Source organism: Geodermatophilus sp. SYSU D00698, assembly GCF_054050335.1.
In genome coordinates this window covers 115,627-138,470 of the sequence record NZ_JBJGZD010000003.1, presented here as the reverse complement: position 1 = coordinate 138,470, position 22,844 = coordinate 115,627, and the positions used below count along the sequence as shown (strand labels likewise).

The following is a 22,844-nucleotide window of genomic DNA, read 5'->3' as shown; positions in this document are numbered from 1 at the left end:
GGGGCGGGTGGGACGGGCTCCGCATCTCACACCGCAGGGGGACGGATCGGTCCCCCTTCCCCGGTAGCCTCGATACACATGTGCGGCATCGTGGGTTACGTCGGCCCCCAGAACGCCCTGGACGTCGTCCTGGAGGGCCTGCGCCGGCTCGAGTACCGCGGATACGACTCCGCGGGCGTCGCCGTCCGGGTGGACGGCGACGGCTCCGGAGAGCTGGCGTCGGCCAAGAAGGCGGGCAAGCTGGCCAACCTGGAGAAGGTCCTGGCCGACGACCCGCTGCCGGAGTCGACGCTGGGCATCGGGCACACCCGCTGGGCCACGCACGGCGGCCCGACCGACCGCAACGCCCACCCGCACCTGGCGGCCGACGGCCGGGTCGCGGTCATCCACAACGGGATCATCGAGAACTTCGCGCACCTGCGCGCCGAGTGCGAGGCCGCCGGCGCCGAGATGCGCTCGGAGACCGACACCGAGGTCGTGGCGCACCTGCTGGCCGCCGCCTACGCGGAGCTGCCCGCGGGCCCGGGCCGGTTCGCCGAGGCGATGCGCCTGGTCAGCCGCCGGCTGGAGGGCGCGTTCACCCTCGTCGCGGCGCACGCCGACGAGCCCGACACGCTGGTGGCCTCCCGCCGCAACAGCCCGCTGGTGGTCGGCGTCGGCGACGGCGAGTACTTCCTCGGCTCCGACGTCGCCGCGTTCATCGCGCACACCCGCGAGGCCCGCGAGCTCGGCCAGGACCAGGTCGTCGAGATCGACCGCACCCGCGGCCTGACCGTCACCGACTTCGAGGGCGCGCCCGCCGAGCCCGCCGCCTACACCGTCGACTGGGACGCCGCGGCCGCCGAGAAGGGCGGCCACGACTGGTTCATGCTCAAGGAGATCGCCGAGCAGCCGCAGGCGGTCGCCGACACCCTGCGGGGGCGCCTTGGCGACGACGGCGAGCTGCTCCTCGACGAGGTGCGGCTGTCCGACCAGGACCTGCGCGACGTCGACAAGGTCTTCGTCGTCTCCTGCGGCACCAGCTACCACGCCGGGCTGATCGCCAAGTACGCCATCGAGCACTGGACCCGCATCCCGGTCGAGGTCGAGGTGGCCAGCGAGTTCCGCTACCGCGACCCGGTGCTCGACCGCTCCACGCTGGTCGTCGTCATCAGCCAGTCCGGCGAGACGATGGACACCCTCATGGCGCTGCGGCACGCCAAGGAGCAGAAGGCCCGCGTGCTGGCCATCTGCAACGTGAACGGCTCGACGATCCCGCGCGAGTCCGACGCCGTGCTGTACACCCACGCCGGCCCGGAGATCGCCGTCGCCTCGACCAAGGCGTTCCTGGCGCAGATCGTCGCCTGCTACCTGGTGGGCCTGTTCCTCGCCCAGGTGCGCGGCATCAAGTACGCCGACGAGGTCGGCTCGATCGTCCAGCAGCTGCAGCGGCTGCCCGAGGCGGTCGAGCAGGTGCTGACCCAGATGGAGCCGGTGCGGGAGCTGGGCCGGTCGCTGGCCGGCGCGGACACGGTCCTGTTCCTCGGCCGACACGTGGGCTTCCCGGTGGCGCTGGAGGGCGCGCTCAAGCTCAAGGAGCTGGCCTACATCCACGCCGAGGGCTTCGCGGCCGGCGAGCTCAAGCACGGCCCGATCGCGGTCATCGACGAGGGCACGCCGGTGGTGGTCATCGCGCCGTCGCCGGCCGGGCGCAGCCTGCTCCACGGCAAGGTCGTCTCCAACATCCAGGAGATCCGGGCCCGCGGGGCGCGCACCATCGTCATCGCCGAGGAGGGCGACGACGACGTCGTCCCCTACGCCGACCACCTGATCCGGGTGCCGCGCACGCCCACCCTGCTCGCCCCGGTGGTGACCACGGTGCCGCTGCAGATCCTCGCCTGCGAGATCGCCGACACGCGCGGCTTCGACGTCGACCAGCCCCGCAACCTGGCCAAGAGCGTCACCGTCGAGTGAGCTCGTGCACGATCAGGTGAGCTGATCGTGCTGCGTCCTGGCTCGCCGTCGGCGGTGAGCCAGGACGCGTGACGGTGAGCCAGGACGGCGCGTCCGGCGGGCGCACGGCAGACTGGCCCGGTGATCGTCGGGGTCGGGATCGACGTGGTCCCCGTGACCCGTTTCGCCGAGTCGCTGGAGCGCACCCCCGGGCTGCGGGACCGGCTGTTCACCGCGGACGAGCAGACCACGCCGTCCGGCAGCCCCCGCACCGCGGAGTCGCTGGCCGCGCGGTTCGCCGCCAAGGAGGCGGTCGCCAAGTCCCTCGGCGCGCCCGGTTCGCTGCGCTGGCACGACGTCGAGGTCATGGTCGGCGAGCGCGGCCGCCCGCACCTGGAGGTGCGCGGCACGGTCGCGAAGCGGGCCGCGGACCTCGGCATCAGCGGCTGGCACCTGTCGCTCAGCCACGACGGCGGCATCGCGTCGGCCGTGGTCGTCGCCGAGGGCGGGGCCGGGCGGGAGGGGGCGCCGTGATCGGGCTGTCCACCGTCGCGGAGGTCCGCGCCGCCGAGGACGTGCTGCTCGCCCGCACCCGCGAGGGCGCGCTCATGCAGCGGGCGGCGACCGGCCTGGCCACCGTCTGCCTGCGGCTGCTCGGCCGGGCGCACGGCGCGCGGGTCACCGTCCTCGCCGGCGGCGGCAACAACGGCGGCGACGCGCTGTTCGCCGGCGCGCGGCTGGCCGCCCGCGGCGCCCGGGTGACCGCCGTGCTGCTCGCCCCGGACCGCGCCCACCCCGCCGGTCTGGCGGCCCTGCGCCGCGCCGGCGGACGCACCACCGGGCCCGACGGACCCGACGGGCTGGACCGCGCCGACCTCGTCCTCGACGGGATCGTCGGCATCGGCGGCCGCGGCGGGCTGCGGCCGGACGCCGCCCGGCTGGCCGACCGCGCCGCCACCGGGCCGGGCACCACCGTCGCCGTCGACGTGCCGAGCGGCGTGGACGCCGACACCGGCGCGGTCGAGGGCGCCGCGTTCGCCGCCGTCCACACGGTCACCTTCGGCGCGGTGAAGCCCGGGCTCGTCGTCGGCGAGGGCCGCGGGTACGCCGGCACGGTGCACCTGGTCGACATCGGCCTGGGCCCGCACCTGGCCCCGGCGCGCGCGCACCAGCTCACCGACGACGACGTCGCCGCGCACCTGCAGCCGCCCGGCGACGTCGACGACAAGTACTCCCGCGGCGTCGTCGGGATCGTGGCCGGCTCGGTCACCTACCCCGGCGCCGGGGTGCTGTGCGCCGGGGCGGCGCTGCGCACCCGGCCGGGGCTGGTCCGCTACGCGGGCACCGCGGCCGAGGGCGTGCGCGCCGCCTGGCCCGAGGCGATCGTCACCGCGGGTCGCCCCGGCGACGCCGGCCGCGTGCAGGCCTGGGTGGTCGGCCCCGGCACGGGCACCGACGACGACGCCCGCAGCGTGCTCGCCGAGGTGCTGGCCACCGACCTGCCGGTGGTGGTCGACGCCGACGCGCTGACGATGGCCGCCCGCGAGCCGGACCTCGTCCGCCGCCGGGCCGCGCCCACCGTGCTCACCCCGCACGACCGCGAGTTCGAGCGCTTCGGCGTCGCGGTCGGCGCCGACCGGGTCGGCAGCGCCCGCCGGCTGGCCGCGGACCTCGGCGCGGTCGTGCTGCTCAAGGGCAGCGCCACCGTCGTCGCGGACCCGGGCGGGACCGCGTTCGTCAACGGCACCGGCACCCCGGAGATGGCCACCGCCGGCACCGGGGACGTGCTCTCGGGGATCCTCGGCGCCCTGCTGGCCACCGGCACCCCGGCCGCGGAGACCGCGGCGGCGGCCGCGCACCTGCACGGCCGCGCCGGTCAGGTCGCCGCCGAGACCGGGCCGCTGGTCGCCGGCGACCTGGTGCGGCGGCTCTCCGAGACGGTGGGCCGGGTGCGCGGCACCGGCCTGCGAGACTCGGGGGTGTGAGCGAACCCCGGGCCGAGGTGGTCGTCGACCTCGACGCGATCGCGGCGAACACCGCCGTGCTGCGCGAGCGGGTCGGCCGGCCGCTGATGGCGGTGGTCAAGGCCGACGGATACGGGCACGGGCTGGTGCCCGCGGCCCGGGCGGTGCTGGCCGGTGGTGCCGACGCGCTCGGCGTCGCCGTGCTGGAGGAGGCGCTGGCGCTGCGTGCCGCGGGGGTGACCGCGCCGCTGCTGGCCTGGCTGCACACCCCCGGCACCGACTTCGCCCCGGCGCTGGAGGCCGACGTCGAGCTGTCGGTGAACGCGGAGTGGGGGCTGGCCGAGGTGGTCGCCGCCGCCCGCGCCACCGGCCGGGCCGCGCGGCTGCACCTGTTCGCCGACACCGGCCTGTCCCGCGAGGGCGCCACGACGGCCGACTGGCCGGGCCTGGTCGCCGCGGCCGCCCGCGCGCAGGCCGACGGCGAGGTCGAGGTCGTGGGGCTGTGGAGCCACATGGCCTACGCCGACGCGCCGACCCACCCGACGATCGGCGCCCAGGTGCGGGTGTTCGACGAGGCCGTGGACCTCGCCCGCGGGGCCGGGCTGGACGGGCGCCGGCACCTCGCCAACTCCGCGGCCACCGTGGCGCTGCCGGACACCTGGTACGACATGGTCCGACCCGGCGTCGCCCTCTACGGCCTGGACCCGCTCGGCGGCGACCCGGCGGTCCACGGCCTGCGGCCCGCGATGACCGTGCGCGCGCGGGTCGCGCTGACCAAGCGGGTGCCCGCGGGCGTCGGGGTCTCCTACGGCCACACCTACTCGCCGGTGACCGAGACCACGCTCGCGCTCGTGCCGGTCGGGTACGCCGACGGGGTGCCGCGGGCGGCGGGCAACCGGGCGCCGGTGCTCGCCGGCGGCGCCCAGCGCACCATCGCCGGGCGGGTGTGCATGGACCAGTTCGTGCTCGACGTCGGCGACGCCGCCGTGGCGCCGGGCGACGAGGTGGTCCTCTGGGGTCCCGGCGACCGGGGCGAGCCCACCGCGCAGCAGTGGGCCGACGCGGTCGACACCATCCACTACGAGCTGGTCACCCGGGTCGGCGGGCGGTTCACCCGCCGGCACGTCGGGTCCGCGGGGGCGGTCTGATGGCACGCAGCAGGGGACCGGTGCGGCGCGCGGCCGCCCCGGCGCGGTCCGGTGTCGCCGGGGCGCTGGAGCGCCACCCGGCCGCCGGGGTCGCCGGGGCCGTCGTCGGCCTGGCGGCGGCGACCACCGCCGTCGGCGTGGCCGTCGCCCGGATCGCCACCCGGCGGGTGCGCGCGGAGCGGCTGAGCCCCGCCGGGGCGCTGCCGGAGGGCGCCACCGCCGCCGAGCTGCGGGAGGACGACCCGCTCGGCCCGGCCTCCCGCCGGGCCGACCGCACCGCGCTGGTCCAGGCCGACGACGGCGTGCTGCTGGCGGTGGAGGAGGTCGGCCCGCTCGACGCGCCGCTGACCGTCGTCTTCGTGCACGGCTACACGCTGTCGATGGCGTCGTGGACGTTCCAGCGGCGGTCGCTGGGCGCCCAGCTGGCCACCGCCAACGGGCACCGCCCCGCGGCCCGGCTGGTGTTCTACGACCAGCGCGGCCACGGGGGCTCCACCCGGGGCCCGGCCGAGAACTCGACGATCGAGCAGCTGGCCCGCGACCTCGCCGCCGTCGTCGAGACCCGGGTGCCCGAGGGCCCGGTCGTGCTCGTCGGCCACTCCATGGGCGGCATGACCGTCATGGGCCTGGCCGAACTGCACCCGGAGCTGTTCGGCACCAAGGTCGTCGGCGCGGCCCTGGTGTCGACGTCGAGCGGCAACCTGGCCGACCTCGACTTCGGCTTGCCCGAGTTCCTCACCCGCCTGCGTGCCGCGGTGCTGCCGGTCGCGGCCTGGACGATGCGCCGCCGGCCGGCGTTCGCCGAGCGCACCCGCCGGCTGGCCGCCGACGTCGTCTCCGCGGCCACCTGGTCGCTGTCGTTCTCCTCCACCGACGTCGACCCGCGGCTGGGCCGCTACGTGGACGCGATGATCGGCGGCACGCCGGTCGACGTGATCGCGGAGTTCTACCCGGCGCTGGCCGGCCTCGACGAGACCGGCGCGCTGCAGCCGCTGCGCAGCGTGCCGACGCTGGTGCTCACCGGTGACGCGGACAAGATGATCCCGAGGGCGCACAGCGACACCCTCGTGGAGCTGCTGGGCGGCGAGGGCCCGATGGTCGAGTACGTCGTCGTGCCGGACGCCGGGCACCTGGTCCCGCTGGAGCGGCCCGAGGAGGTCACCCGGGCGCTGTCCGGCCTGCTGCGCCGCGTCGCCGCCGGGGTGCCCGTCCGGGACTGAGCCCTCAGCCGCGGGCGTCGTACAGGCGGCCCATCAGCTCCTCGCGGGTGCGGTGGGCGGCCTCGCAGCCGTCGGCGAAGGTCAGCTCCCACGGCGTCCCGGCGCCGGGCACGACCGGACGGCGCGGGGGCTCCACCACCGCCGCCCGCAGCGCCGGGTCGGGAAGCCGCTGCACGCCGTCGAGCGCCACCCGCCGCACCGGGTCGCCGTCGCCGGCCCGCGCGTCCCGCAGCAGCCGCCGGCCCGCGGCGGTCGGGCCGAGCAGCCGGCCGAGCAGCCCCTCGTGCCGCAGCCGACGCACGACCTCGGTCACCCGGTCGTCGCCGAGCGCACGCCAGCGCACGGTCTCCACCGAGCGGCGGCCCCGCGCCCCGACGGCGTCGAGGACCGCGGCCTCGACCGGGTGCCGGCGCCGCGGGGAGACCACCTGCAGCTCGCCCGGGGCGACGGCGCGCACCCGGCCGGTGACCACCAGGGCGACCAGCGCGGTGTCGACCACCCGCTGCGTCCCGCCGGCGAGGCAGGCGACGTCGTACACGTCCGGTTGCGGCGTCATGGCGGCTCCTCCCGGCGCGGGGTCCCGAGCACAGGGTGAGGCTCCCGGGCCGCGGAGGGAAGCCCGGAGGCCCGGCCGCAGCGGCCCCCGTAGGGTCGGCACGTGGCCGCCCCCCGTCCGCCCCGGTTCGACGCCGAGACCCGGGCGATGGCCGAGGAGGTCGCCCGCACCGCCGCCGCGGCCGCCGGCTGGCCGGAGCTCGCCGCGGCCGCCACCCCCTGCGTCGCCTGCCCCGAGCTGGCCGCCACCCGGCAGCACGTCGTCGTCGGGGACCCGCCGGTGCGCGGCCGGGCCCGGTTCGCGCTGGTCGGGGAGGCGCCCGGCGCCAACGAGGACGAGACCGGACGGCCCTTCGTCGGGAAGTCGGGGCAGCTGCTGGACCTGCTGCTCGCGGAGGCGGGGCTGGACCGCGCCGAGGCCGCGGTGCTGAACATCGTGAAGTGCCGGCCGCCCGGGAACCGGACGCCGAAGACCTCCGAGGTGGCCCGCTGCAGCGGCTGGCTGCGCCGCCAGCTCGAGCTGCTCGACCCGCCCGTCGTCGTGGCGCTCGGGCTGTCGTCGGCCAAGTGGTTCCTCGGGCCGCGGACCGTGCTCGCCGAGGCCCGCGGCCGCCCGCACGACGTCGGCGGCCGCGCGGTCTGGGCGACCTACCACCCGTCGGCGGCGATCCGGTTCGGCCCGGCCGGGGCGCCGCGGGCGGGGCTGCTCGAGGACCTCACCTCGGTGGCGCGGAGCCTGGCCCCGTGAGACGCCAGCACGAGCTGCCCACCCCCGAGGACACCCGGGCGCTGGGCGCGGAGCTCGCCGCGGTGGTGCGGCCGGGCGACCTCGTCGTCCTCACCGGGCCGCTGGGGGCGGGCAAGACCGCGCTCACCCAGGGCCTCGGGGCCGCGCTCGGGGTGGCCGAGCCGGTCACCTCGCCCACCTTCGTCATCGCCCGCGTGCACCGCGGCGGGCGGCTCCCGCTGGTGCACGTGGACGCCTACCGGCTCGGCAGCGTGGCCGACGTCGACGACCTCGACCTCGACGCCTCCACCGAGGAGTCGGTGACGGTGGTCGAGTGGGGCGCCGGGCTGGTCGAGCGGCTGGCCGACGAGCACCTCGAGGTCCGGCTGGACCGCCGCGACGACGACGTCCGCACCGCGGTGCTGGTCCCGCACGGCCCCGGCTGGGAGGCGCGCCTCGACGGCTGAGGACCCTTCCCGGATCGGGATCGGGCGGATTTCAGTCACAGCCGGACCCTGCCGATGAGCGGACGTGCTCCCCGTGTCCACGACCTCCGCTCCCTCCGCCGACCGCGGTCCCTCGACCACCGGCGCGCCCACCGGGTGCGATCCGGGTGCAGCGGGCCGCCGCCTCCTGCGCCGGGTCACGACCGCCGCCGTCGCCGCCGGGCTCGTCACGCTCACCGCGGGCTGCGCGGACGCCGGTGTCGGCGCCGCCGCGCACGCCGCGACGGTCACCCCGTCCGCGCCGGCGACCGCCCCGCCGACCGTCAACGGCCTCGCCGTGGAGCAGGAGGCCGCCGCTGCCGCCGTCCGTGAGGCGGAGCGCGTCGCCGCCGAGCGCGTCGCCGCCGAGCAGGTCGCCGCCGAGCAGGTCGCCGCCGAGCAGGCCGCTGCCGAGCAGGCGGCCGGCGAGGCCGCAACGGGTGCCTCGCGGCAGACCGCCCCGCCGCAGCCGGCGCGGGGCTCCTCCGGCGCTGCGGCGACGCCCTCCCGCCCGGCGCCGGCTCCCGCCCCCGCGCCGGCCCCCGCCCCCGCTCCTGCTCCCGCCCCGGCTCCCGCGCCGCAGCCGCGGGTCGACTCCTGGGTGAGCCTGACGGGCAAGTCGTGCACCTTCGACGGCAGCACGTACGTCATGGCCTTCACGATCGTCTGGTCCGACGGCCACACCGCGCGGGTCGGCAGGTACACCTCCAGTGGCCCGTACATCGCCAACCTCTACACCGACTACGCGGGTGAGGACCTCTGGACGGTGGTCCCGGAGGACCAGGAGTTCGCCTGCTGACCGGCGACCCCACGCCGGCGGGCCGCCGGTCCTCGGACCTCCTGCCCGTCCCGCCCGGGCACCGTGCGGGTGTGGACGGACGTCGCGGGAGCTGTCCGGATCGGTCGCCGTGACGCCGCGGGTCGAGGTGCCGGCGCTGAGCGGCCCGGTGCTCGCGGCCCTCGCCGACGGCGACACCACCCCGGCGCCGGTCCCGCCGCCGCCGGCGTTCGCGGCCCCGGACTGGCCGCCGGTGTGGCGGATGCGGGCCGCGCAGGTGGCCGCCGACCCGCCGGCCGCCGCGTGGGTGACCGGCGACGTCCACGGCCCGCCCGAGACCCGCGGGACGGTGGAGGTCGGCTCGCCCTGCTGCCGGAGCACCGGCGCCGCGGCTGCGCGCGGGCGGCCCCGACCCTGCTGCTGGACCGGGCGCGGCGCGCGCCGGGCGTCGCAGTCGCCCGGGTGTGCACCGCGCCGGGCACCGCGGCGTCGCGGGCGGTCGCGCTCCCGTTCGGCTTCCTCGAGGTGGGGGAGCAGGTCGACGAGGTCGACGGCCCCGAGGTCGTGTACGAGCCGTCGGTCTAACCTGGCGAGTCGTGCTCGTCCTCGCCCTCGACACCGCGACCCCCACCCTCGTCGCCGGGGTCGCCCGCCGCACGGCCGGCGCCGTCGAGGTGCTCGCCGAGCGGGCGGTGCCCTCGGGCAACCGGCACGCCGAGCTGCTCGTCCCCGCCGTCCGCGAGGCGCTGGCCGCGGCCGGGCTGACCCTCGCCGACGTCGGCGCCGTCGTCGCGGGCCTCGGCCCCGGGCCCTTCACCGGCCTGCGGGTCGGCGTCGTCACCGCCGCGGCGCTCGCCGACGCGCGCGGCGTCCCCGCGGTCGGGGTCTGCTCGCTGGACGCGGTCGGCTCCGGGCGCCGCACCGTGGTCACCGACGCCCGCCGCAGGGAGGTCTACTGGGCCGCCTACGACGACGCCGGCGCGCGGGTGGACGGTCCCGGCGTCGTCCGTCCCGAGGAGGCCGGCCTCCCCGGCCCGCTGGTCGGCGACCCGCGGTTCGCCGACCGGCTGGGCGCGCCGGTCGAGCCCGCCGAGGTGACCACCGCCGGGCTGCTGCGCGCGGCGGCGCCCCTGCTCGACGACCCGTCGTCGGCCGGGCCGCTGGTGCCGCTCTACCTCCGCCGCCCCGACGCCGTCCCGCCGACGTCGTTCAAGCCGGTGACCACCACGTGAGCGGGCTCGCGAGCCCGCGCGGGGGCGGAGCACCGGCGGTCGCCGGGCCGACGAGCGCCGGCGAGGAGGTCCGGTGAGCGTGCGGCTGCGGCCGATGCGGCTGGCCGACCTCGACGCGGTCCTCGCGCTGGAGGAGGAGCTCTTCGCGCCCGACACCTGGACCCGCGCGATGTACCGCGACGAGCTCGCCCGCACCGACACCCGCCACTACCTGGTCGCCGTCGACACGGACGACGGGGACGAGGGGGCCGTGGTCGGCTACGCCGGGCTCATCGCCTACGACGACGAGGCGCACGTGGCGACCATCGGCGTCGCGCGCGACCGGCAGGGCGAGGGGATCGGGGCGCGGCTGCTCGACGCGCTGCTCGCCGAGGCCGACCGGCGCAGCCCGGTGGTGCTGCTCGAGGTGCGGGCGGACAACGAGCTCGCGCAGGGCCTCTACCGCCGGCGCGGGTTCACCGAGATCGGCCGGCGGCGCGGCTACTACCAGCCGAGCAACACCGACGCGGTCGTGATGAGGAGGGAGAGGCTCCGTGGCTGACGAGCCGCTGGTCATCGGGTTCGAGACCTCCTGCGACGAGACCGGCGTCGGCGTCGTCCGCGGGCACACGCTGCTCGCCGACGCGCTGGCCACCTCGATGGCCGAGCACGAGCGCTTCGGCGGGGTCGTGCCGGAGATCGCCTCGCGGGCGCACCTGGAGGCGATGGTCCCGACGGTGCACCGCGCGCTGGCCGAGGCCGGGGTGTCCGCCGCCGACGTCGACGCCGTCGCCGTCACCGCCGGGCCCGGGCTCACCGGCGCCCTGCTGGTCGGGCTGGCCGCCGCCAAGGCGTACGCGCTCGCGCTGGACAAGCCGCTGTACGGGGTGAACCACCTGGCCGCGCACGTCGCCGTCGACGAGCTGCAGCACGGCCGCCTCGCCGAGCCGTCGCTGGCGCTGCTGGTCTCCGGCGGGCACAGCTCGCTGCTGCTGGTGCCCGACCTCGCCCAGGAGGTGCAGTCGCTGGGTCGCACGATCGACGACGCCGCCGGCGAGGCCTTCGACAAGGTCGCGCGCGTGCTGGGCCTGCCCTTCCCCGGCGGCCCGCCGATCGACCGGGCCGCGCGCGAGGGCGACCCGGCGGCGATCGGCTTCCCGCGCGGGCTCACCGGCCCCCGCGACGCGCCCTACGACTTCAGCTTCTCCGGGCTGAAGACCGCCGTCGCCCGGTGGGTCGAGGCCCGGCGGAAGGCGGGGGAGCCGGTGCCGGTGGCCGACGTCGCGGCGTCGTTCCAGGAGGCGGTCGCCGACGTGCTGACCGCCAAGGCGGTGCGGGCCTGCCGCGAGCACGGCGTCGACCACCTGGTGCTGGGCGGGGGAGTGGCGGCCAACTCGCGGTTGCGGGCGCTGGCCGAGGAGCGCTGCGCGGCGGCGGGGATCGTGCTGCGGGTGCCCAGCCCGCGGCTGTGCACCGACAACGGCGCGATGGTCGCCGCGCTCGGCTCGCGGCTGGTGGCCGCCGGCGTCGGGCCGTCGGCGCCGGAGCTGGGCGCCGACAGCTCGCTGCCGATCGACGTCGTCAGCCGCTGACGGCGCGGGCCGCGTCGCGCAGCCGCGCGCGGTCGACGCCGAGGTCGGCCAGCGCGCGGACGACCGTGCCGCGCTCGAGGTCGCACACCGCGGCGACGACGTGCGCGCCGCGCAGCGGGGAGCGCGCCGCCTTCGCCGCCGCGACCGCCGTCCGGAAGACCTGCTGCGCCTGCGGGGTCGAGCGCATCGGGCCGGTGGCGGGTCCGCGCAGCGCCGGCCCGCCGGTCGCGGCGCCGACCCCGACCGACGCGAGCGCGGCGGTGTGCGCGGCCTCGACGGCGGCGCGCAGCCGCTCGGCGTCGGTGCCGACCCGGGCGAGCGCGGCAGCGGCCGTGCCGTCGGGGAGCGCGGTGGCCGCGAGCAGGAGGTGCTCGGGGCCGGGCGTCGCCTCCCCGCTGCCGCGTGCCTCGGCCTCGGCGCCGGTGAGCAGCGCCTCCACCGTCCGCAGGTCCCGCACCGCGGTGGCGATCCCCATCAGCTCTCTCCTCCTGGTCGGTGCCCGCGCCGCGCGCGGACCTCGGGGGCGAACCTCTTGTGGGCGGCCTGCGCGCTGATGCCGAGCGCCTCGCCGACCTGGGCCCACGTCCAGCCCCGGCCGACCGCCTCGACCACCGCCTCCACCTCGAGCCGGCCCGCGAGCCGGCGCAGGGCGACGACGGCGGCCAGCGCCTCCTCCGGGTCCTCGGGACCCGGCACGTCGACCCGTCCGACCGCCACGCTCGTCAACCTAGATTGATGAGCGGGCCCCGTCAACCCGGGTTGATGGCGCACACCAGGGCCGTGGGTGCGCCGGCCACCCGGGTGACGACGACGGTCGCCGTCCCGCTCCCCGGCCCGCGCAGCTGTCGCGCGAGGGTCTCCGGCTCGATCGCCGAGCCGCGCTTCTTCACCACCACCCGGCCCACGCCCCGGGTCCGCAGCAGTGCCCGCAGCCTCTTGAGGTTGAACGGCAGCACCTCGTCGACGCGGTACGAGGTGACCCACGGGGAGTCGGTCGCGGCGTCGGAGGTCAGGTAGGCGATCGTCGGGTCGACCAGCGTGGCGCCCAGCTCCGCGGCCACGAGCGACACCAGGCCCGACCGGATGACGGCGGGGTCGGGCTCGTGCAGCCACCCGCGGACCGGGCCGGTGTCGGCGGGGCCGGGGTCGGCGTCCGCGGTCAGCTCGTGCACCGCGCCGTCCCGGACGACGGCCGCCCGCCGCCACACCCCCGACACCCCGCGGCCCCAGAGCAGCGCCTCGACGACCGACCCGCGCACCGACACCCACTCGGCCTCGACGCCCTCGGGCACCCGGTCGTGGTCGAGCCCGGGCGCCACCTTCACCACCGCCCGCGGCACCCGGTCGAGCAGCGTGGCGACCGTCGACCACGGCGGGGACCAGCGGTCGGGGTCGAGCAGCCGCCGCCCGCCGGCCCGCCGGGCGGGGTCGAGGACGGCGGCCCCGCAGCCGGCCACCTCCCCACCGCGGGCGGCGTCCACCAGCTCGACGACGTCGCCGGCGACCACCCACACGTCGTCGTCCACCCCGAGTGCCGCGGCGTTGGCGGCGGTCAGCTCCCGGGCCACCGGGTCGCGGTCGACGGCGAGCACCCGCGCACCGGCCCGGGCCAGCGCGACCGTGTCCGTCCCGGCCGCGCAGCCGAGGTCGGCGGCGGAGTCGGTGCCGTCGGCGAGCAACCGGGCGGCGCGGCGGGCGGCCAGCTCGGGACGGCCGGCCTGCTCGAGGGTGTCGGCGGTGAGGAACAGCCGGTCGGCGTCGGTGCCGAACACCGGGCGGGCCCGGGCGCGCAGCCGGGCCAGCTCCCAGGCCGGGCCGGCCAGCTCCGGGCCGACCTCGGCACGCAGCCGGGCCACGCCCGCGAGCACGTCGGCCCCCTCCGCCAGCAGGGCCGCCGCCCGCGCGGTCGCCGCGGTCCCCTCCGGCGTGCGCAGGAGGGCGACCGGGCCGGCGTCGTCGGGCACGGCGTCCAGCCTCCCGCAGGGCGGCGTCGCCCGACCCGGCGACCCGGTTGAGGGGCTGGCACTCTCATGGGTAGAGTGCCAACCGACACGGGCAGGCGCCTGATCCCCGCGACGGCAGGCCCGGCCCCCGTGCCACAGCATGAGAGACCACCCGCCGTTCGATCCCGAAGGGGGCGTCACCTCGTGACGACCGCTACCAAGGTCAACATCAAGCCGCTCGAGGACCGCGTCGTCGTCCAGGCCAACGAGGCCGAGACCACCACCGCCTCCGGCCTGGTCATCCCGGACACCGCCAAGGAGAAGCCGCAGGAGGGCACGGTCATCGCCGTGGGCCCCGGCCGCATCGACGACAACGGCAACCGCGTGCCGCTCGACGTCAACGTCGGCGACGTCGTCATCTACTCGAAGTACGGCGGCACCGAGGTCAAGTACGCCGGCGAGGAGTACCTGGTGCTCTCCGCCCGCGACCTGCTCGCCGTCGTGGAGAAGTGACGACACTTCCCCGCTCAGCCTGAAGCGACCGCCCCGGCGACCCGAATGACCGGGTCCCGGGGCGGTCGCCGTCTCACCCCGTAGCGATCTGATCGGAAGGGCCCCATGGCCAAGATCATCAAGTTCAACGAGGACGCCCGCCGCGCGCTCGAGCGCGGCGTGGACAAGCTCGCCGACGCCGTCAAGGTGACCCTCGGCCCGCGCGGGCGCAACGTCGTCCTCGACAAGAAGTTCGGCGTCCCGACCATCACCAACGACGGCGTCACCATCGCCCGCGAGGTCGAGCTCGAGGACCCGTACGAGAACCTCGGCGCCCAGCTGGCCAAGAACGTCGCCACCAAGACCAACGACGTCGCCGGTGACGGCACCACCACCGCGACCGTGCTGGCGCAGGCCCTGGTCAAGGAGGGCATGCGCAACGTCGCCGCCGGCGCCAACCCGATGGGCCTCGGCCGCGGCATGCGCGCCGCCGTCGACGCCGTGTGGGCCGCCCTCGACGAGGTGGCCACCCCGGTCGAGGAGCAGGACGCCATCGCCGGCGTCGCGACCATCTCGGCGCAGGACGCCGAGGTCGGCCGCCTGATCGGCGAGGCGATGGAGAAGGTCGGCAAGGACGGCGTCATCACCGTCGAGGAGAGCAACACCCTCTCCACCGACCTCGACGTCACCGAGGGCGTGCAGTTCGACAAGGGCTACCTCTCGCCGTACTTCGTCACCGACCAGGAGGCGATGGAGGCCGTCCTCGACGACGTCCTCGTGCTGCTGGTCCAGGGCAAGGTCGGCGCGCTGGCCGACCTGCTGCCGCTGCTGGAGAAGGTGCTCGGCAACGGGGCCCGCCCGCTGCTGATCGTCGCCGAGGACGTCGAGGGCGAGGCGCTGTCCACCCTCGTCGTCAACTCGATCCGCAAGACGATCAAGGTCGTCGCGGTCAAGTCGCCCTACTTCGGCGACCGCCGCAAGGCGTTCATGACCGACCTCGCCGTCGTCACCGGCGGCCAGGTGGTCAGCGAGGACGTCGGCCTCAAGCTCGACCAGGTCGGCCTCGAGGTGCTCGGCACCGCCCGCCGCGTCACCGTCACCAAGGACACGACGACGATCGTCGACGGCGGCGGCACGGCCGGCGCGATCTCCGACCGGGTCGCCCAGATCCGCCGCGAGATCGAGGCCACCGACTCCGACTGGGACCGCGAGAAGCTGCAGGAGCGGCTGGCCAAGCTGGCCGGCGGCATCGGCGTCATCCGGGTCGGCGCGGCCACCGAGGTCGAGCTCAAGGAGCGCAAGCACCGCATCGAGGACGCCATCGCCGCCACCAAGGCCGCGGTCGAGGAGGGCGTCGTCCCCGGTGGTGGCTCGGCTCTCGTGCACGCCGCCGCCGCGATCGACGCGCTGGACCTCACCGGTGACGAGCTGACCGGCGCCCGCGCCGTGAAGCGCGCCCTGGAGGCCCCGCTGGCCCGCATCGCCGACAACGCCGGCTTCGAGGGCCGCGTCGTCGTCAGCAAGGTCCGCGACCTCGGCGTGGGCCAGGGCTTCAACGCCGCCACCGGCGAGTACGGCGACCTGGCCGCCCAGGGCGTCATCGACCCGGTCAAGGTCACCAAGGCCGCGCTGGGCAACGCCGCGTCGATCGCCGCGATGGTGCTCACCACCGACTCCGCCGTCGTCGAGGCGCCGGAGGAGGAGGACGAGCACGCGGGGGCCGGGCACCACACCCACGGCCACTCGCACGGCCACGGCCACAGCCACTGAACGGCGCCGCCGCGCACGATCAGCTGAGCTGATCGTGCTGCGTCCTGGCCCACCGCCGACGGTGAGCCAGGACGCGCGGCGGTGAGCCAGGACGGCCACCGCACGACGAGAGGGCCGGTCCAGCAGACGCTGGACCGGCCCTCTCGCTGTCCGCCCCCTGGACGCGCGGCGGGCCGGCGCGGCACCGTCGTCCCCGCGACCGACCGGCGGAGGAGGACCCGATGCTCCCGGACGCCCTGCACGACCCCTCGCCGGAGGGGCCCGATGACCTGGGGCTCTTCGGGCGGCTGGAGGGCGCCTGGCGGCTGCACTGGCGGGGCCTCGAGCCGGACGGCTCCTGGTCGACGGCGGTCGGCGAGCTGCACGTCGGCCGCGTGCTCGGCGGCCGCGCGGTGCAGGACGTGTGGATCGTCCCCGGTCGGGGAGAGCCCGGCGCCGGCGTCCCGCCGCGGGGGTTCCACGGGACGACGGTCCGCTTCCCCGACCCGCACGCGCCGGGCACGTGGCGCTCGACCTGGGTGGAACCCGTCAACGGGCGCGTCCGGCGCTTCGTGGGCCGGCCCACGGAGGACGGCGGGGTGGTCCTGCTCAGCGACGAGGAGGACCCGTGGCTGCGTTGGCGCTTCACCGACGTCCGCCCGGACTCCTTCACCTGGTCGGCGGAGACGTCGCACGACCGGGGGAGCACCTGGGTGCACGACGAGCTGATGGCCGCCGAGCGCACGGCCTAGGGGCAGACGACGAGAGGGCCGGTCCAGCGTCTGCTGGACCGGCCCTCTCGTTCGCGAGTGTGCCGGGTGCGGCCCCCTGCAGGGTCCCGCCGCGAGCCTGCGAGTGGTGGGCAGGAGGGGGTCCTCCCCTCTAGACCCCCGCGGCGACCGCGGCGGGCTCCGCGGCGATCAGCCGGGCCCGCTCCTCCTCGCTCATGCCGCCCCAGACGCCGTAGGGCTCACGGACGCTCAGGGCGTGCTTCAGGCAGGCCTCGACGACGGGGCACTTCGCGCACACGGCCTTGGCCGCGGCCTGGCGACGGGCCCGGGCGGGACCGCGCTCGCCGTCGGGGTGGAAGAACAGCGCGGTGCTCTCACCACGGCAGGCGCCGTGCAGCTGCCAGTCCCACACCTCGGCAACGGGCGTCGGGAGACGGCGGATGTCGGCCATGTCGGTCCTCCTCGGCTCGGTGCGAGCCGGAGGGGGCGGTCCGGTCGCACGGGAGCCGGTGCCCGAGGGGTCCCGCGGTCAAACACAGGGGGATCGGACATTTTCCCGGTCCGCGTCTCCCCCCGCAGGGTGATCACGGGTGTCGTGTCCCGTTCCCGCCGGTCATGGTCGTTCCAGGCCGTAGCCGTTCCGGGTCGTGGGGACCCGGGTGCCCTCCACGGCCGGGGGAGACGAGGAGAACCACGTGATCGACGACAGGATGCGCGGTCCGGGCCACGGGGCCACGACCGTGTGGGTGTACGACGAGCGCCGTCGTGTCCGCGACGACGTCGCCGCGCGCCTGGTGGCCCTGCCGTTCGTGGGCCGGGTCGAGGTCGTCGGGGACGCCGCCGCCCTCGTCCAGCGCCTGGCCACCCGCCAGCCCGACGTGCTGCTGGTCGGCACGCAGCGCGCGGTGGACACCGGCCTGACCGTCGCCACGCAGGTCATCCGCACCCACCCCACCGTCCCGGTGCTCGTGCTCGGCGCGCCCGACGACGCCGAGACGGTGCGCGCCGCGGTCGCCGTCGGGGCCCGCGGGTACCTCCGCTGGGACGCCAGCGCCCTGGAGATGGGCCTCGGCCTGTCCCGCGTCGGCCTGCGCGCCGACGGCCGCCCGCCGCAGCCGGCGCCCGCCCCGGTGCCGCTGAACTCCGTCGGCGCCCCCGTGCCGGCCTGGGTGACGCCGCTCAACGGCGCCGGGCCGCGGGTGGTGAGCACCCCCGTCCGCGAGGCCGCGCCGGCGGTCACGCTGTCGATGCGCGAGATGCAGGTGCTCACCGGGATGAGCCAGGGCAAGAGCAACGCCCAGATCGGCCGGGAGCTCTACCTGTCCGAGGACACCATCAAGACCCACGCCCGCCGGCTGTTCCGCAAGCTCGGCGCGAAGGACCGCGCCGAGGCCGTGGCCACCGGCTTCCGCCGCGGCATGATGAGCTGATCCGCACGAGAACGCAGCGAGGGGCCCCTCCGGCATCCGGAGGGGCCCCTCGCTGCGTCCTCGCCTAGTCGTCCCTGGCGTGGCGGCCGGTGCGGCCGGAGCCGGGCTCCTCGCGCTCGGCCATCGCGGCCACCCCGTCGGCGTAGCCGCTGGCGTAGTCCCAGCTGACGTAGTCGTCGGGGTCGGGGTCGAACGGCGGCTCGTGCCGACCGGTCTGCCCCTCCTCGAGGAGCTGGCGCAGGTTGGCCTGCATCAGCGCCCAGTCGACGTGGTGCTCCTCGTCGCAGTCCGGGCAGTCGACGACGATGCCCTTGATCCCCGTCGGCTCGAGCAGGGTGCGGAACACCTCGAGCTCGGCCAGGTCGTCGAGGACGCCGGCCCGTTCCTCCATCGACAGCGGTGGCGGGTCCGACGGCGAGTCGAAGTCGGGCCCCGGGGCGTCGTCGAAGGGACTCACGGGTGCCTCCTCCCTCGTGCTGGCGGCGCGGGCGTCCCGGCCCGGACGCGCGGGCTCGCCCGTCCGGGGCACCACGGTAGCCGCCCGCGCCGACGGTTCCCACGCCCAGCGCCCGGCGGCGTCCCGGGCGCCGGAGCGCCCGGCCTACGATCGGGAGTGGTTCCCGCGCGCCCGGCCGGGGGCGAAGCCGACGGAGAGGGTGGCGGCACCATGCAGCCCGACGAACGGATCCCCGAGCTGCCGGCGAAGTTCGCCCCGCTCGGCCTGACCTACGACGACGTCCTGCTCATCCCCGGTGAGTCCGACGTCGTCCCCGCCGAGGTCGACACCAGCAGCCGCCTCACCCGCGGCGTCCGGCTGGCCGTGCCGCTGGTCTCCAGCGCGATGGACACCGTCACCGAGGCCCGCATGGCGATCGCCATGGCGCGCGTCGGCGGCGTCGGCGTGCTGCACCGCAACCTCGCCGCCGAGGAGCAGGCGGGCCAGGTCGACCTGGTCAAGCGCTCCGAGGCCGGCATGGTCACCAACCCGGTCACCTGCTCGCCGGACAACACCCTCGCCGAGGTCGACGCCCTGTCGGCCCGCTACCGCATCTCCGGCGCGCCCGTCGTCGACGACGAGGGCGTGCTGGTCGGCATCGTCACCAACCGCGACATGCGCTTCGAGACCGACCAGAACCGGCTCGTGCGCGACGTCATGACGAAGATGCCGCTGGTCACCGCCCCGGTCGGCGTCGACCCCGACACCGCGCTGCGGCTGCTGTCCCAGCACAAGATCGAGAAGCTGCCGATCGTCGACGAGTCCGGCCGGCTGCGCGGCCTGATCACCGTCAAGGACTTCGTCAAGCGCGACCAGTACCCCAACGCCACCAAGGACGCCGACGGCCGGCTCGTCGTCGCCGCGGCGGTCGGCGTGGGCGAGGACGCCTACAAGCGGGCCGGCCTGCTGGTCGACGCCGGGGTCGACGTGGTCGTCGTCGACACCGCGCACGGCCACCAGCGCGCCGTCCTCGACATGGTCGCCCGGGTCCGGGCGGACTTCGGCGGCGACGGCGGCGTGCAGGTGGTCGGCGGGAACGTCGCCACCCGCGCCGGCGCGCAGGCGCTGGTCGACGCCGGCGCGGACGCGGTCAAGGTCGGCGTCGGCCCCGGCTCGATCTGCACCACCCGCGTGGTCGCGGGCGTCGGCGTCCCGCAGGTCACCGCCATCTACGAGGCGAGCCTCGCCTGCAGGCCGGCCGGCGTCCCGGTCATCGCCGACGGCGGCCTGCAGTACTCCGGGGACATCGCCAAGGCGCTGGTCGCCGGCGCCGACACCGTCATGATCGGCGGGCTGTTCGCCGGCGTCGAGGAGGCCCCGGGCGAGCTGGTGTTCATGAACGGCAAGCAGTTCAAGACCTACCGCGGCATGGGGTCCCTCGGCGCCATGCAGAAGCGCGGCAACCAGTCCTACAGCCGCGACCGCTACTTCGCCGACGACGTCCTCTCCGACGACAAGCTCGTCCCCGAGGGCATCGAGGGCCAGGTGCCCTACCGCGGCGCGCTGGCGACCGTGGCCCACCAGCTCGTCGGCGGCCTGCGCGCGTCGATGGGCTACGCCGGTGCCGGCACCGTCGCCGACCTGCAGGACCGCGGGCAGCTGACCCGGATCACCTCGGCCGGTCTCGTGGAGAGCCACCCCCACGACATCCAGATGACCGTCGAGGCGCCGAACTACCGGGGGCGGTGACCGTGCCCGCCCGTGACACCGTCGAGATCGGCCTCAACCGCTTCGCCCGCCGCGGCTACGACCTGGACGAGGTCTCGATCGTCCCGTCCCGCCGCACTCGCGACGTCGACGACGTCTCCACGGCCTGGCAGATCGACGCCTTCCGGTTCGACATCCCGCTGGTCACCAGCCCGAGCGACGCCGTCGTCAGCCCGGCGACGGCGATCGCCGTCGGCCGGGCCGGCGGCCTCGGCGTGCTCAACGCCGAGGGGCTGTGGACCCGCTACGACGACCCGCTGCCGGTCTACCGGCAGCTGCGCGAGGCGGGTGCGGAGGCGCCGCCGCCGGTGTCGCTGCTGCAGCAGGTCTACTGCGAGCCGGTCAAGCCGGACCTGATCACCGCCCGGATCAAGGAGATGCGCGACGCCGGCGTGACGACGGCGGTGCGCGTCTCGCCGCAGCACACCGAGCAGCTCGCGCCCGCGGTGCTCGCCGCCGGCGTCGACCTGCTGGTCATCCAGGGCACGATCGTCTCCGCCGAGCACGTGACCACCCAGGGCGCGGCGCTCAACCTCAAGTCGTTCATCGCCGACCTCGACGTCCCGGTGATCGTCGGCGGCGCGGCGAACTACCAGACGGCGCTGCACCTCATGCGCACCGGCGCGGCCGGGGTGGTCGTCGGCGTCGGCGCCGACAGCTTCTCCACCGGCGACGCCGTCATGGGCATCCGGGTGCCGCTGGCCAGCGCGATCGCCGACGCCGCGGCCGCCCGCCGCGACTACCTCGACGAGACCGGCGGCCGGTACGTGCACGTCATCGCCAACGGCCGGATCGAGACCAGCGGCGCGATCGCGCGGGCGCTGGCCTGCGGCGCGGACGCCGTGCAGGTCGGCGAGCCGCTGCGGGCGGCGAAGGAGGCCCCCGGCGGCGGCGTCTGGTGGGACTCGGTGGCCGCGCACCCGCGGCTGCCACGTGGCGGCACCTCGGCGCCCATCCCGTCGGCCGGGTCGCTCGAGCAGGTGCTGCTCGGCCCCGCCGAGACCTCCGACGGCCGGACCAACCTGTTCGGCGCGCTGCGCCGCACGATGGCCAAGACCGGCTACCGCGACCTCAAGGAGTTCCAGCGGGTGGACCTGGTGATCGGCGGTCGACCCGACTGATGGACTTCCCCACCGTCCTGGTCGTCGACTTCGGCGCGCAGTACGCCCAGCTCATCGCCCGGCGCATCCGCGAGGCCGGCGTCTACTCCGAGATCGTCCCGTCCTCGGTGCCCGTCGAGGAGATCCTGGAGCGGGAGCCGGCGGCGATCGTGCTCTCCGGCGGTCCCTCCAGCGTCTACGCCGAGGGCGCGCCGCAGGTCGACCCGGCGCTGTTCGAGGGCGGGGTGCCCGCCTTCGGCATCTGCTACGGCTTCCAGGCCATGGCGCAGACGCTCGGCGGCACCGTCGCGCACACCGGCGACCGCGAGTACGGCGGCACCCCGCTGACGGTCACCACGCAGGGCCGGCTGTTCGGCGACCTGCCGGTGGAGCAGTCGGTGTGGATGAGCCACGGCGACGCCGTCAGCGTCCCGCCGCCCGGCTTCACCGTCACCGCCACCTCCACCGGCGCGCCGGTGGCGGCGTTCGAGGACGTCGACCGGCGGCTGGCCGGGGTGCAGTTCCACCCCGAGGTGCGGCACACCGCGCACGGCCAGACGGTGCTCGAGCACTTCCTGTTCGACATCGCCGGGCTCGAGCGCAGCTGGACGATGAGCAACGTCGTCGACGAGCAGGTGGCCGCCATCCGGGCGCGGATCGGTGACCGGCGGGCGCTGTGCGCGCTGTCGGGTGGCGTCGACTCCGCTGTGGCCGCCGCGCTCGTGCAGCGGGCCATCGGCGACCGGCTCACCTGCGTGTACGTCGACCACGGCCTCATGCGGCAGGGCGAGACCGAGCAGATCGAGCGCGACTTCGCCGAGGTCACCGGCGCCGACCTGCGGGTGGTCGACGCCAGCGGGCAGTTCCTCTCCGCGCTCGCCGGCGTCAGTGACCCGGAGGAGAAGCGGAAGATCATCGGCCGCGAGTTCATCCGGGTGTTCGAGCAGGCGGCCACCGACGTCGTCGCCGACGCGCAGGCGCACGGCGAGACCGTCGACTTCCTCGTGCAGGGCACGCTCTACCCCGACGTCGTGGAGTCCGGCGGCGGCACCGGCACGGCCAACATCAAGAGCCACCACAACGTCGGCGGGCTGCCCGAGGACCTGCAGTTCACCCTCGTCGAGCCGCTGCGGACGCTGTTCAAGGACGAGGTGCGCGAGGTGGGCCGGCAGCTCGGCCTGCCCGACCGGCTCGTGCAGCGCCAGCCGTTCCCCGGCCCGGGGCTGGGCATCCGCATCGTCGGCGAGGTGACCCGGGACCGCCTCGACGTGCTGCGGCGGGCCGACGCGATCGCCCGCGAGGAGCTCGGCGCGGCGAAGCTCGACTCCGAGATCTGGCAGTGCCCGGTGGTGCTGCTGGCCGACGTCCGCTCGGTCGGCGTCCAGGGCGACGGGCGCACGTACGGCCACCCGGTGGTGCTGCGCCCGGTGTCCAGCGAGGACGCCATGACCGCCGACTGGACACGGCTGCCCTACGACGTGCTCGCCCGGATCTCCACCCGCATCACCAACGAGGTGTCTGAGGTCAACCGCGTCGTCCTCGACGTGACGAGCAAGCCGCCGGGCACCATCGAGTGGGAGTGAC

Annotated in this window: 25 protein-coding genes; 19 read left to right on the top strand and 6 right to left on the bottom strand. The window is 76.3% G+C overall.

The features are described 5' to 3' along the window. Positions 1-78: 78 nt before the first annotated feature. The 5 genes from glmS to ACI8AB_RS03905 all read left to right on the top strand — a co-directional run bounded on the left by glmS (position 79) and on the right by ACI8AB_RS03905 (position 6,264). The gene (gene glmS, locus ACI8AB_RS03925; RefSeq protein ID WP_456949042.1) at positions 79-1,953 is read left to right on the top strand and encodes a glutamine--fructose-6-phosphate transaminase (isomerizing); all 1,875 of its coding nucleotides are present in this window, start codon (positions 79-81) and stop codon (positions 1,951-1,953) included. Positions 1,954-2,073: 120 nt separating this feature from the next. Beyond that, a complete protein-coding gene (locus ACI8AB_RS03920; RefSeq protein WP_456949041.1) occupies positions 2,074-2,466 on the top strand; it encodes a holo-ACP synthase in 393 nt (130 codons plus the stop codon). After that, positions 2,463-3,917, top strand: coding sequence for an NAD(P)H-hydrate dehydratase (locus ACI8AB_RS03915; protein ID WP_456949040.1), 1,455 nt, complete (start codon positions 2,463-2,465; stop codon positions 3,915-3,917). Before ACI8AB_RS03920 ends, ACI8AB_RS03915 begins: the two co-directional genes overlap by 4 nt. Continuing rightward, the gene (gene alr, locus ACI8AB_RS03910) at positions 3,914-5,044 is read left to right on the top strand and encodes an alanine racemase (RefSeq protein ID WP_456901385.1); all 1,131 of its coding nucleotides are present in this window, start codon (positions 3,914-3,916) and stop codon (positions 5,042-5,044) included. Before ACI8AB_RS03915 ends, alr begins: the two co-directional genes overlap by 4 nt. Next, positions 5,044-6,264 carry an alpha/beta fold hydrolase gene (locus tag ACI8AB_RS03905; protein ID WP_456949039.1) on the top strand — a complete coding sequence of 407 codons (1,221 nt, stop codon included), beginning with the start codon at positions 5,044-5,046 and terminating at the stop codon, positions 6,262-6,264. Before alr ends, ACI8AB_RS03905 begins: the two co-directional genes overlap by 1 nt. Positions 6,265-6,268: 4 nt before the next feature. Here the strand turns inward: ACI8AB_RS03905 and ACI8AB_RS03900 are convergent, their stop codons facing one another. Beyond that, positions 6,269-6,922 (bottom strand): TIGR04222 domain-containing membrane protein, encoded by a 654-nt coding sequence (locus ACI8AB_RS03900; RefSeq protein WP_456949038.1) that lies wholly within the window; start codon positions 6,920-6,922, stop codon positions 6,269-6,271. Here ACI8AB_RS03900 and ACI8AB_RS03895 point away from each other — a divergent pair, their 5' ends adjacent. The 7 genes from ACI8AB_RS03895 (at position 6,923) to tsaD (ending at position 11,612) form a co-directional block, all read left to right on the top strand. Further along, the gene (locus ACI8AB_RS03895) at positions 6,923-7,567 is read left to right on the top strand and encodes a uracil-DNA glycosylase (RefSeq protein ID WP_456949037.1); all 645 of its coding nucleotides are present in this window, start codon (positions 6,923-6,925) and stop codon (positions 7,565-7,567) included. Beyond that, positions 7,564-8,013, top strand: coding sequence for a tRNA (adenosine(37)-N6)-threonylcarbamoyltransferase complex ATPase subunit type 1 TsaE (tsaE, locus tag ACI8AB_RS03890; protein WP_456949036.1), 450 nt, complete (start codon positions 7,564-7,566; stop codon positions 8,011-8,013). Before ACI8AB_RS03895 ends, tsaE begins: the two co-directional genes overlap by 4 nt. Before the next feature lie 73 nt (positions 8,014-8,086). Next, positions 8,087-8,830, top strand: coding sequence for a hypothetical protein (locus tag ACI8AB_RS03885; protein WP_456949035.1), 744 nt, complete (start codon positions 8,087-8,089; stop codon positions 8,828-8,830). Positions 8,831-9,271: 441 nt separating this feature from the next. Continuing rightward, entirely contained in the window at positions 9,272-9,394 is a 123-nt protein-coding gene (locus ACI8AB_RS03880) for a hypothetical protein (protein WP_456949034.1), read from the top strand. An 11-nt stretch (positions 9,395-9,405) separates the two neighbouring features. Then, the gene (tsaB, locus tag ACI8AB_RS03875; protein ID WP_387987667.1) at positions 9,406-10,041 is read left to right on the top strand and encodes a tRNA (adenosine(37)-N6)-threonylcarbamoyltransferase complex dimerization subunit type 1 TsaB; all 636 of its coding nucleotides are present in this window, start codon (positions 9,406-9,408) and stop codon (positions 10,039-10,041) included. Positions 10,042-10,114: 73 nt separating this feature from the next. Next, on the top strand, positions 10,115-10,582 hold the full coding sequence (rimI, locus tag ACI8AB_RS03870; RefSeq protein ID WP_387987665.1) for a ribosomal protein S18-alanine N-acetyltransferase: 468 nt from the start codon (positions 10,115-10,117) through the stop codon (positions 10,580-10,582). After that, a complete protein-coding gene (gene tsaD, locus ACI8AB_RS03865; protein ID WP_456949033.1) occupies positions 10,575-11,612 on the top strand; it encodes a tRNA (adenosine(37)-N6)-threonylcarbamoyltransferase complex transferase subunit TsaD in 1,038 nt (345 codons plus the stop codon). The genes rimI and tsaD overlap by 8 nt, the downstream gene beginning before the upstream one ends. On the opposite strand, the gene ACI8AB_RS03860 is transcribed toward tsaD, so the two are convergent. Genes ACI8AB_RS03860 through ACI8AB_RS03850 form a run of 3 tightly spaced genes read right to left on the bottom strand, consistent with a single transcriptional unit; the run spans position 11,602 to position 13,576 of the window. After that, complete coding sequence (locus ACI8AB_RS03860) at positions 11,602-12,087, bottom strand: Clp protease N-terminal domain-containing protein (protein WP_456949032.1); 486 nt, start codon at positions 12,085-12,087, stop codon at positions 11,602-11,604. The genes tsaD and ACI8AB_RS03860 overlap by 11 nt on opposite strands. After that, positions 12,087-12,329, bottom strand: coding sequence for an RNA polymerase subunit sigma-70 (locus ACI8AB_RS03855; protein WP_387987661.1), 243 nt, complete (start codon positions 12,327-12,329; stop codon positions 12,087-12,089). The genes ACI8AB_RS03860 and ACI8AB_RS03855 overlap by 1 nt, the downstream gene beginning before the upstream one ends. Before the next feature lie 32 nt (positions 12,330-12,361). After that, entirely contained in the window at positions 12,362-13,576 is a 1,215-nt protein-coding gene (locus tag ACI8AB_RS03850; RefSeq protein ID WP_456949031.1) for a THUMP-like domain-containing protein, read from the bottom strand. Positions 13,577-13,759: 183 nt separating this feature from the next. Between ACI8AB_RS03850 and groES the strand changes: the two genes are divergently transcribed. From groES to ACI8AB_RS03835, 3 genes are all read left to right on the top strand, one after another. Next, positions 13,760-14,068, top strand: coding sequence for a co-chaperone GroES (gene groES, locus ACI8AB_RS03845; RefSeq protein WP_110005357.1), 309 nt, complete (start codon positions 13,760-13,762; stop codon positions 14,066-14,068). Positions 14,069-14,173: 105 nt separating this feature from the next. Next, a complete protein-coding gene (gene groL / locus ACI8AB_RS03840; protein ID WP_456949030.1) occupies positions 14,174-15,817 on the top strand; it encodes a chaperonin GroEL in 1,644 nt (547 codons plus the stop codon). Positions 15,818-16,038: 221 nt separating this feature from the next. Then, a complete protein-coding gene (locus ACI8AB_RS03835; RefSeq protein WP_456949029.1) occupies positions 16,039-16,548 on the top strand; it encodes a hypothetical protein in 510 nt (169 codons plus the stop codon). A 130-nt stretch (positions 16,549-16,678) separates the two neighbouring features. On the opposite strand, the gene ACI8AB_RS03830 is transcribed toward ACI8AB_RS03835, so the two are convergent. Continuing rightward, positions 16,679-16,978, bottom strand: a complete 300-nt coding sequence (locus tag ACI8AB_RS03830; protein WP_387987654.1) for a WhiB family transcriptional regulator — start codon at positions 16,976-16,978, stop codon at positions 16,679-16,681. 244 nt (positions 16,979-17,222) lie between these two features. Between ACI8AB_RS03830 and ACI8AB_RS03825 the strand changes: the two genes are divergently transcribed. Beyond that, positions 17,223-17,957 (top strand): response regulator transcription factor, encoded by a 735-nt coding sequence (locus ACI8AB_RS03825; protein ID WP_456949028.1) that lies wholly within the window; start codon positions 17,223-17,225, stop codon positions 17,955-17,957. Between the two features lie 64 nt (positions 17,958-18,021). Here the strand turns inward: ACI8AB_RS03825 and ACI8AB_RS03820 are convergent, their stop codons facing one another. Beyond that, a complete protein-coding gene (locus ACI8AB_RS03820; protein ID WP_456929458.1) occupies positions 18,022-18,414 on the bottom strand; it encodes a DUF5319 family protein in 393 nt (130 codons plus the stop codon). A 210-nt stretch (positions 18,415-18,624) separates the two neighbouring features. On the opposite strand from ACI8AB_RS03820, the gene guaB reads away from it, so the two are divergent. Genes guaB through guaA form a run of 3 tightly spaced genes read left to right on the top strand, consistent with a single transcriptional unit; the run spans position 18,625 to position 22,843 of the window. Then, the gene (guaB, locus tag ACI8AB_RS03815; RefSeq protein ID WP_456949027.1) at positions 18,625-20,142 is read left to right on the top strand and encodes an IMP dehydrogenase; all 1,518 of its coding nucleotides are present in this window, start codon (positions 18,625-18,627) and stop codon (positions 20,140-20,142) included. A 2-nt stretch (positions 20,143-20,144) separates the two neighbouring features. Continuing rightward, a complete protein-coding gene (locus ACI8AB_RS03810) occupies positions 20,145-21,281 on the top strand; it encodes a GuaB3 family IMP dehydrogenase-related protein (protein WP_456949026.1) in 1,137 nt (378 codons plus the stop codon). Further along, on the top strand, positions 21,281-22,843 hold the full coding sequence (gene guaA / locus ACI8AB_RS03805) for a glutamine-hydrolyzing GMP synthase (RefSeq protein ID WP_456949025.1): 1,563 nt from the start codon (positions 21,281-21,283) through the stop codon (positions 22,841-22,843). The genes ACI8AB_RS03810 and guaA overlap by 1 nt, the downstream gene beginning before the upstream one ends. Position 22,844 lies beyond the last annotated feature (1 nt).

Coding starts and splice junctions, on each gene's coding strand:
- ACI8AB_RS03835 (WP_456949029.1), top strand. CDS start 16,039: ATGCTCCCGGACGCCCTGCACGACCCCTCGCCGGAGGGGCCCGATGAC.
- ACI8AB_RS03905 (WP_456949039.1), top strand. CDS start 5,044: ATGGCACGCAGCAGGGGACCGGTGCGGCGCGCGGCCGCCCCGGCGCGG.
- ACI8AB_RS03860 (WP_456949032.1), bottom strand. CDS start 12,087: ATGGGGATCGCCACCGCGGTGCGGGACCTGCGGACGGTGGAGGCGCTG.
- guaB (WP_456949027.1), top strand. CDS start 18,625: ATGCAGCCCGACGAACGGATCCCCGAGCTGCCGGCGAAGTTCGCCCCG.
- groL (WP_456949030.1), top strand. CDS start 14,174: ATGGCCAAGATCATCAAGTTCAACGAGGACGCCCGCCGCGCGCTCGAG.
- ACI8AB_RS03830 (WP_387987654.1), bottom strand. CDS start 16,978: ATGGCCGACATCCGCCGTCTCCCGACGCCCGTTGCCGAGGTGTGGGAC.
- guaA (WP_456949025.1), top strand. CDS start 21,281: ATGGACTTCCCCACCGTCCTGGTCGTCGACTTCGGCGCGCAGTACGCC.
- glmS (WP_456949042.1), top strand. CDS start 79: ATGTGCGGCATCGTGGGTTACGTCGGCCCCCAGAACGCCCTGGACGTC.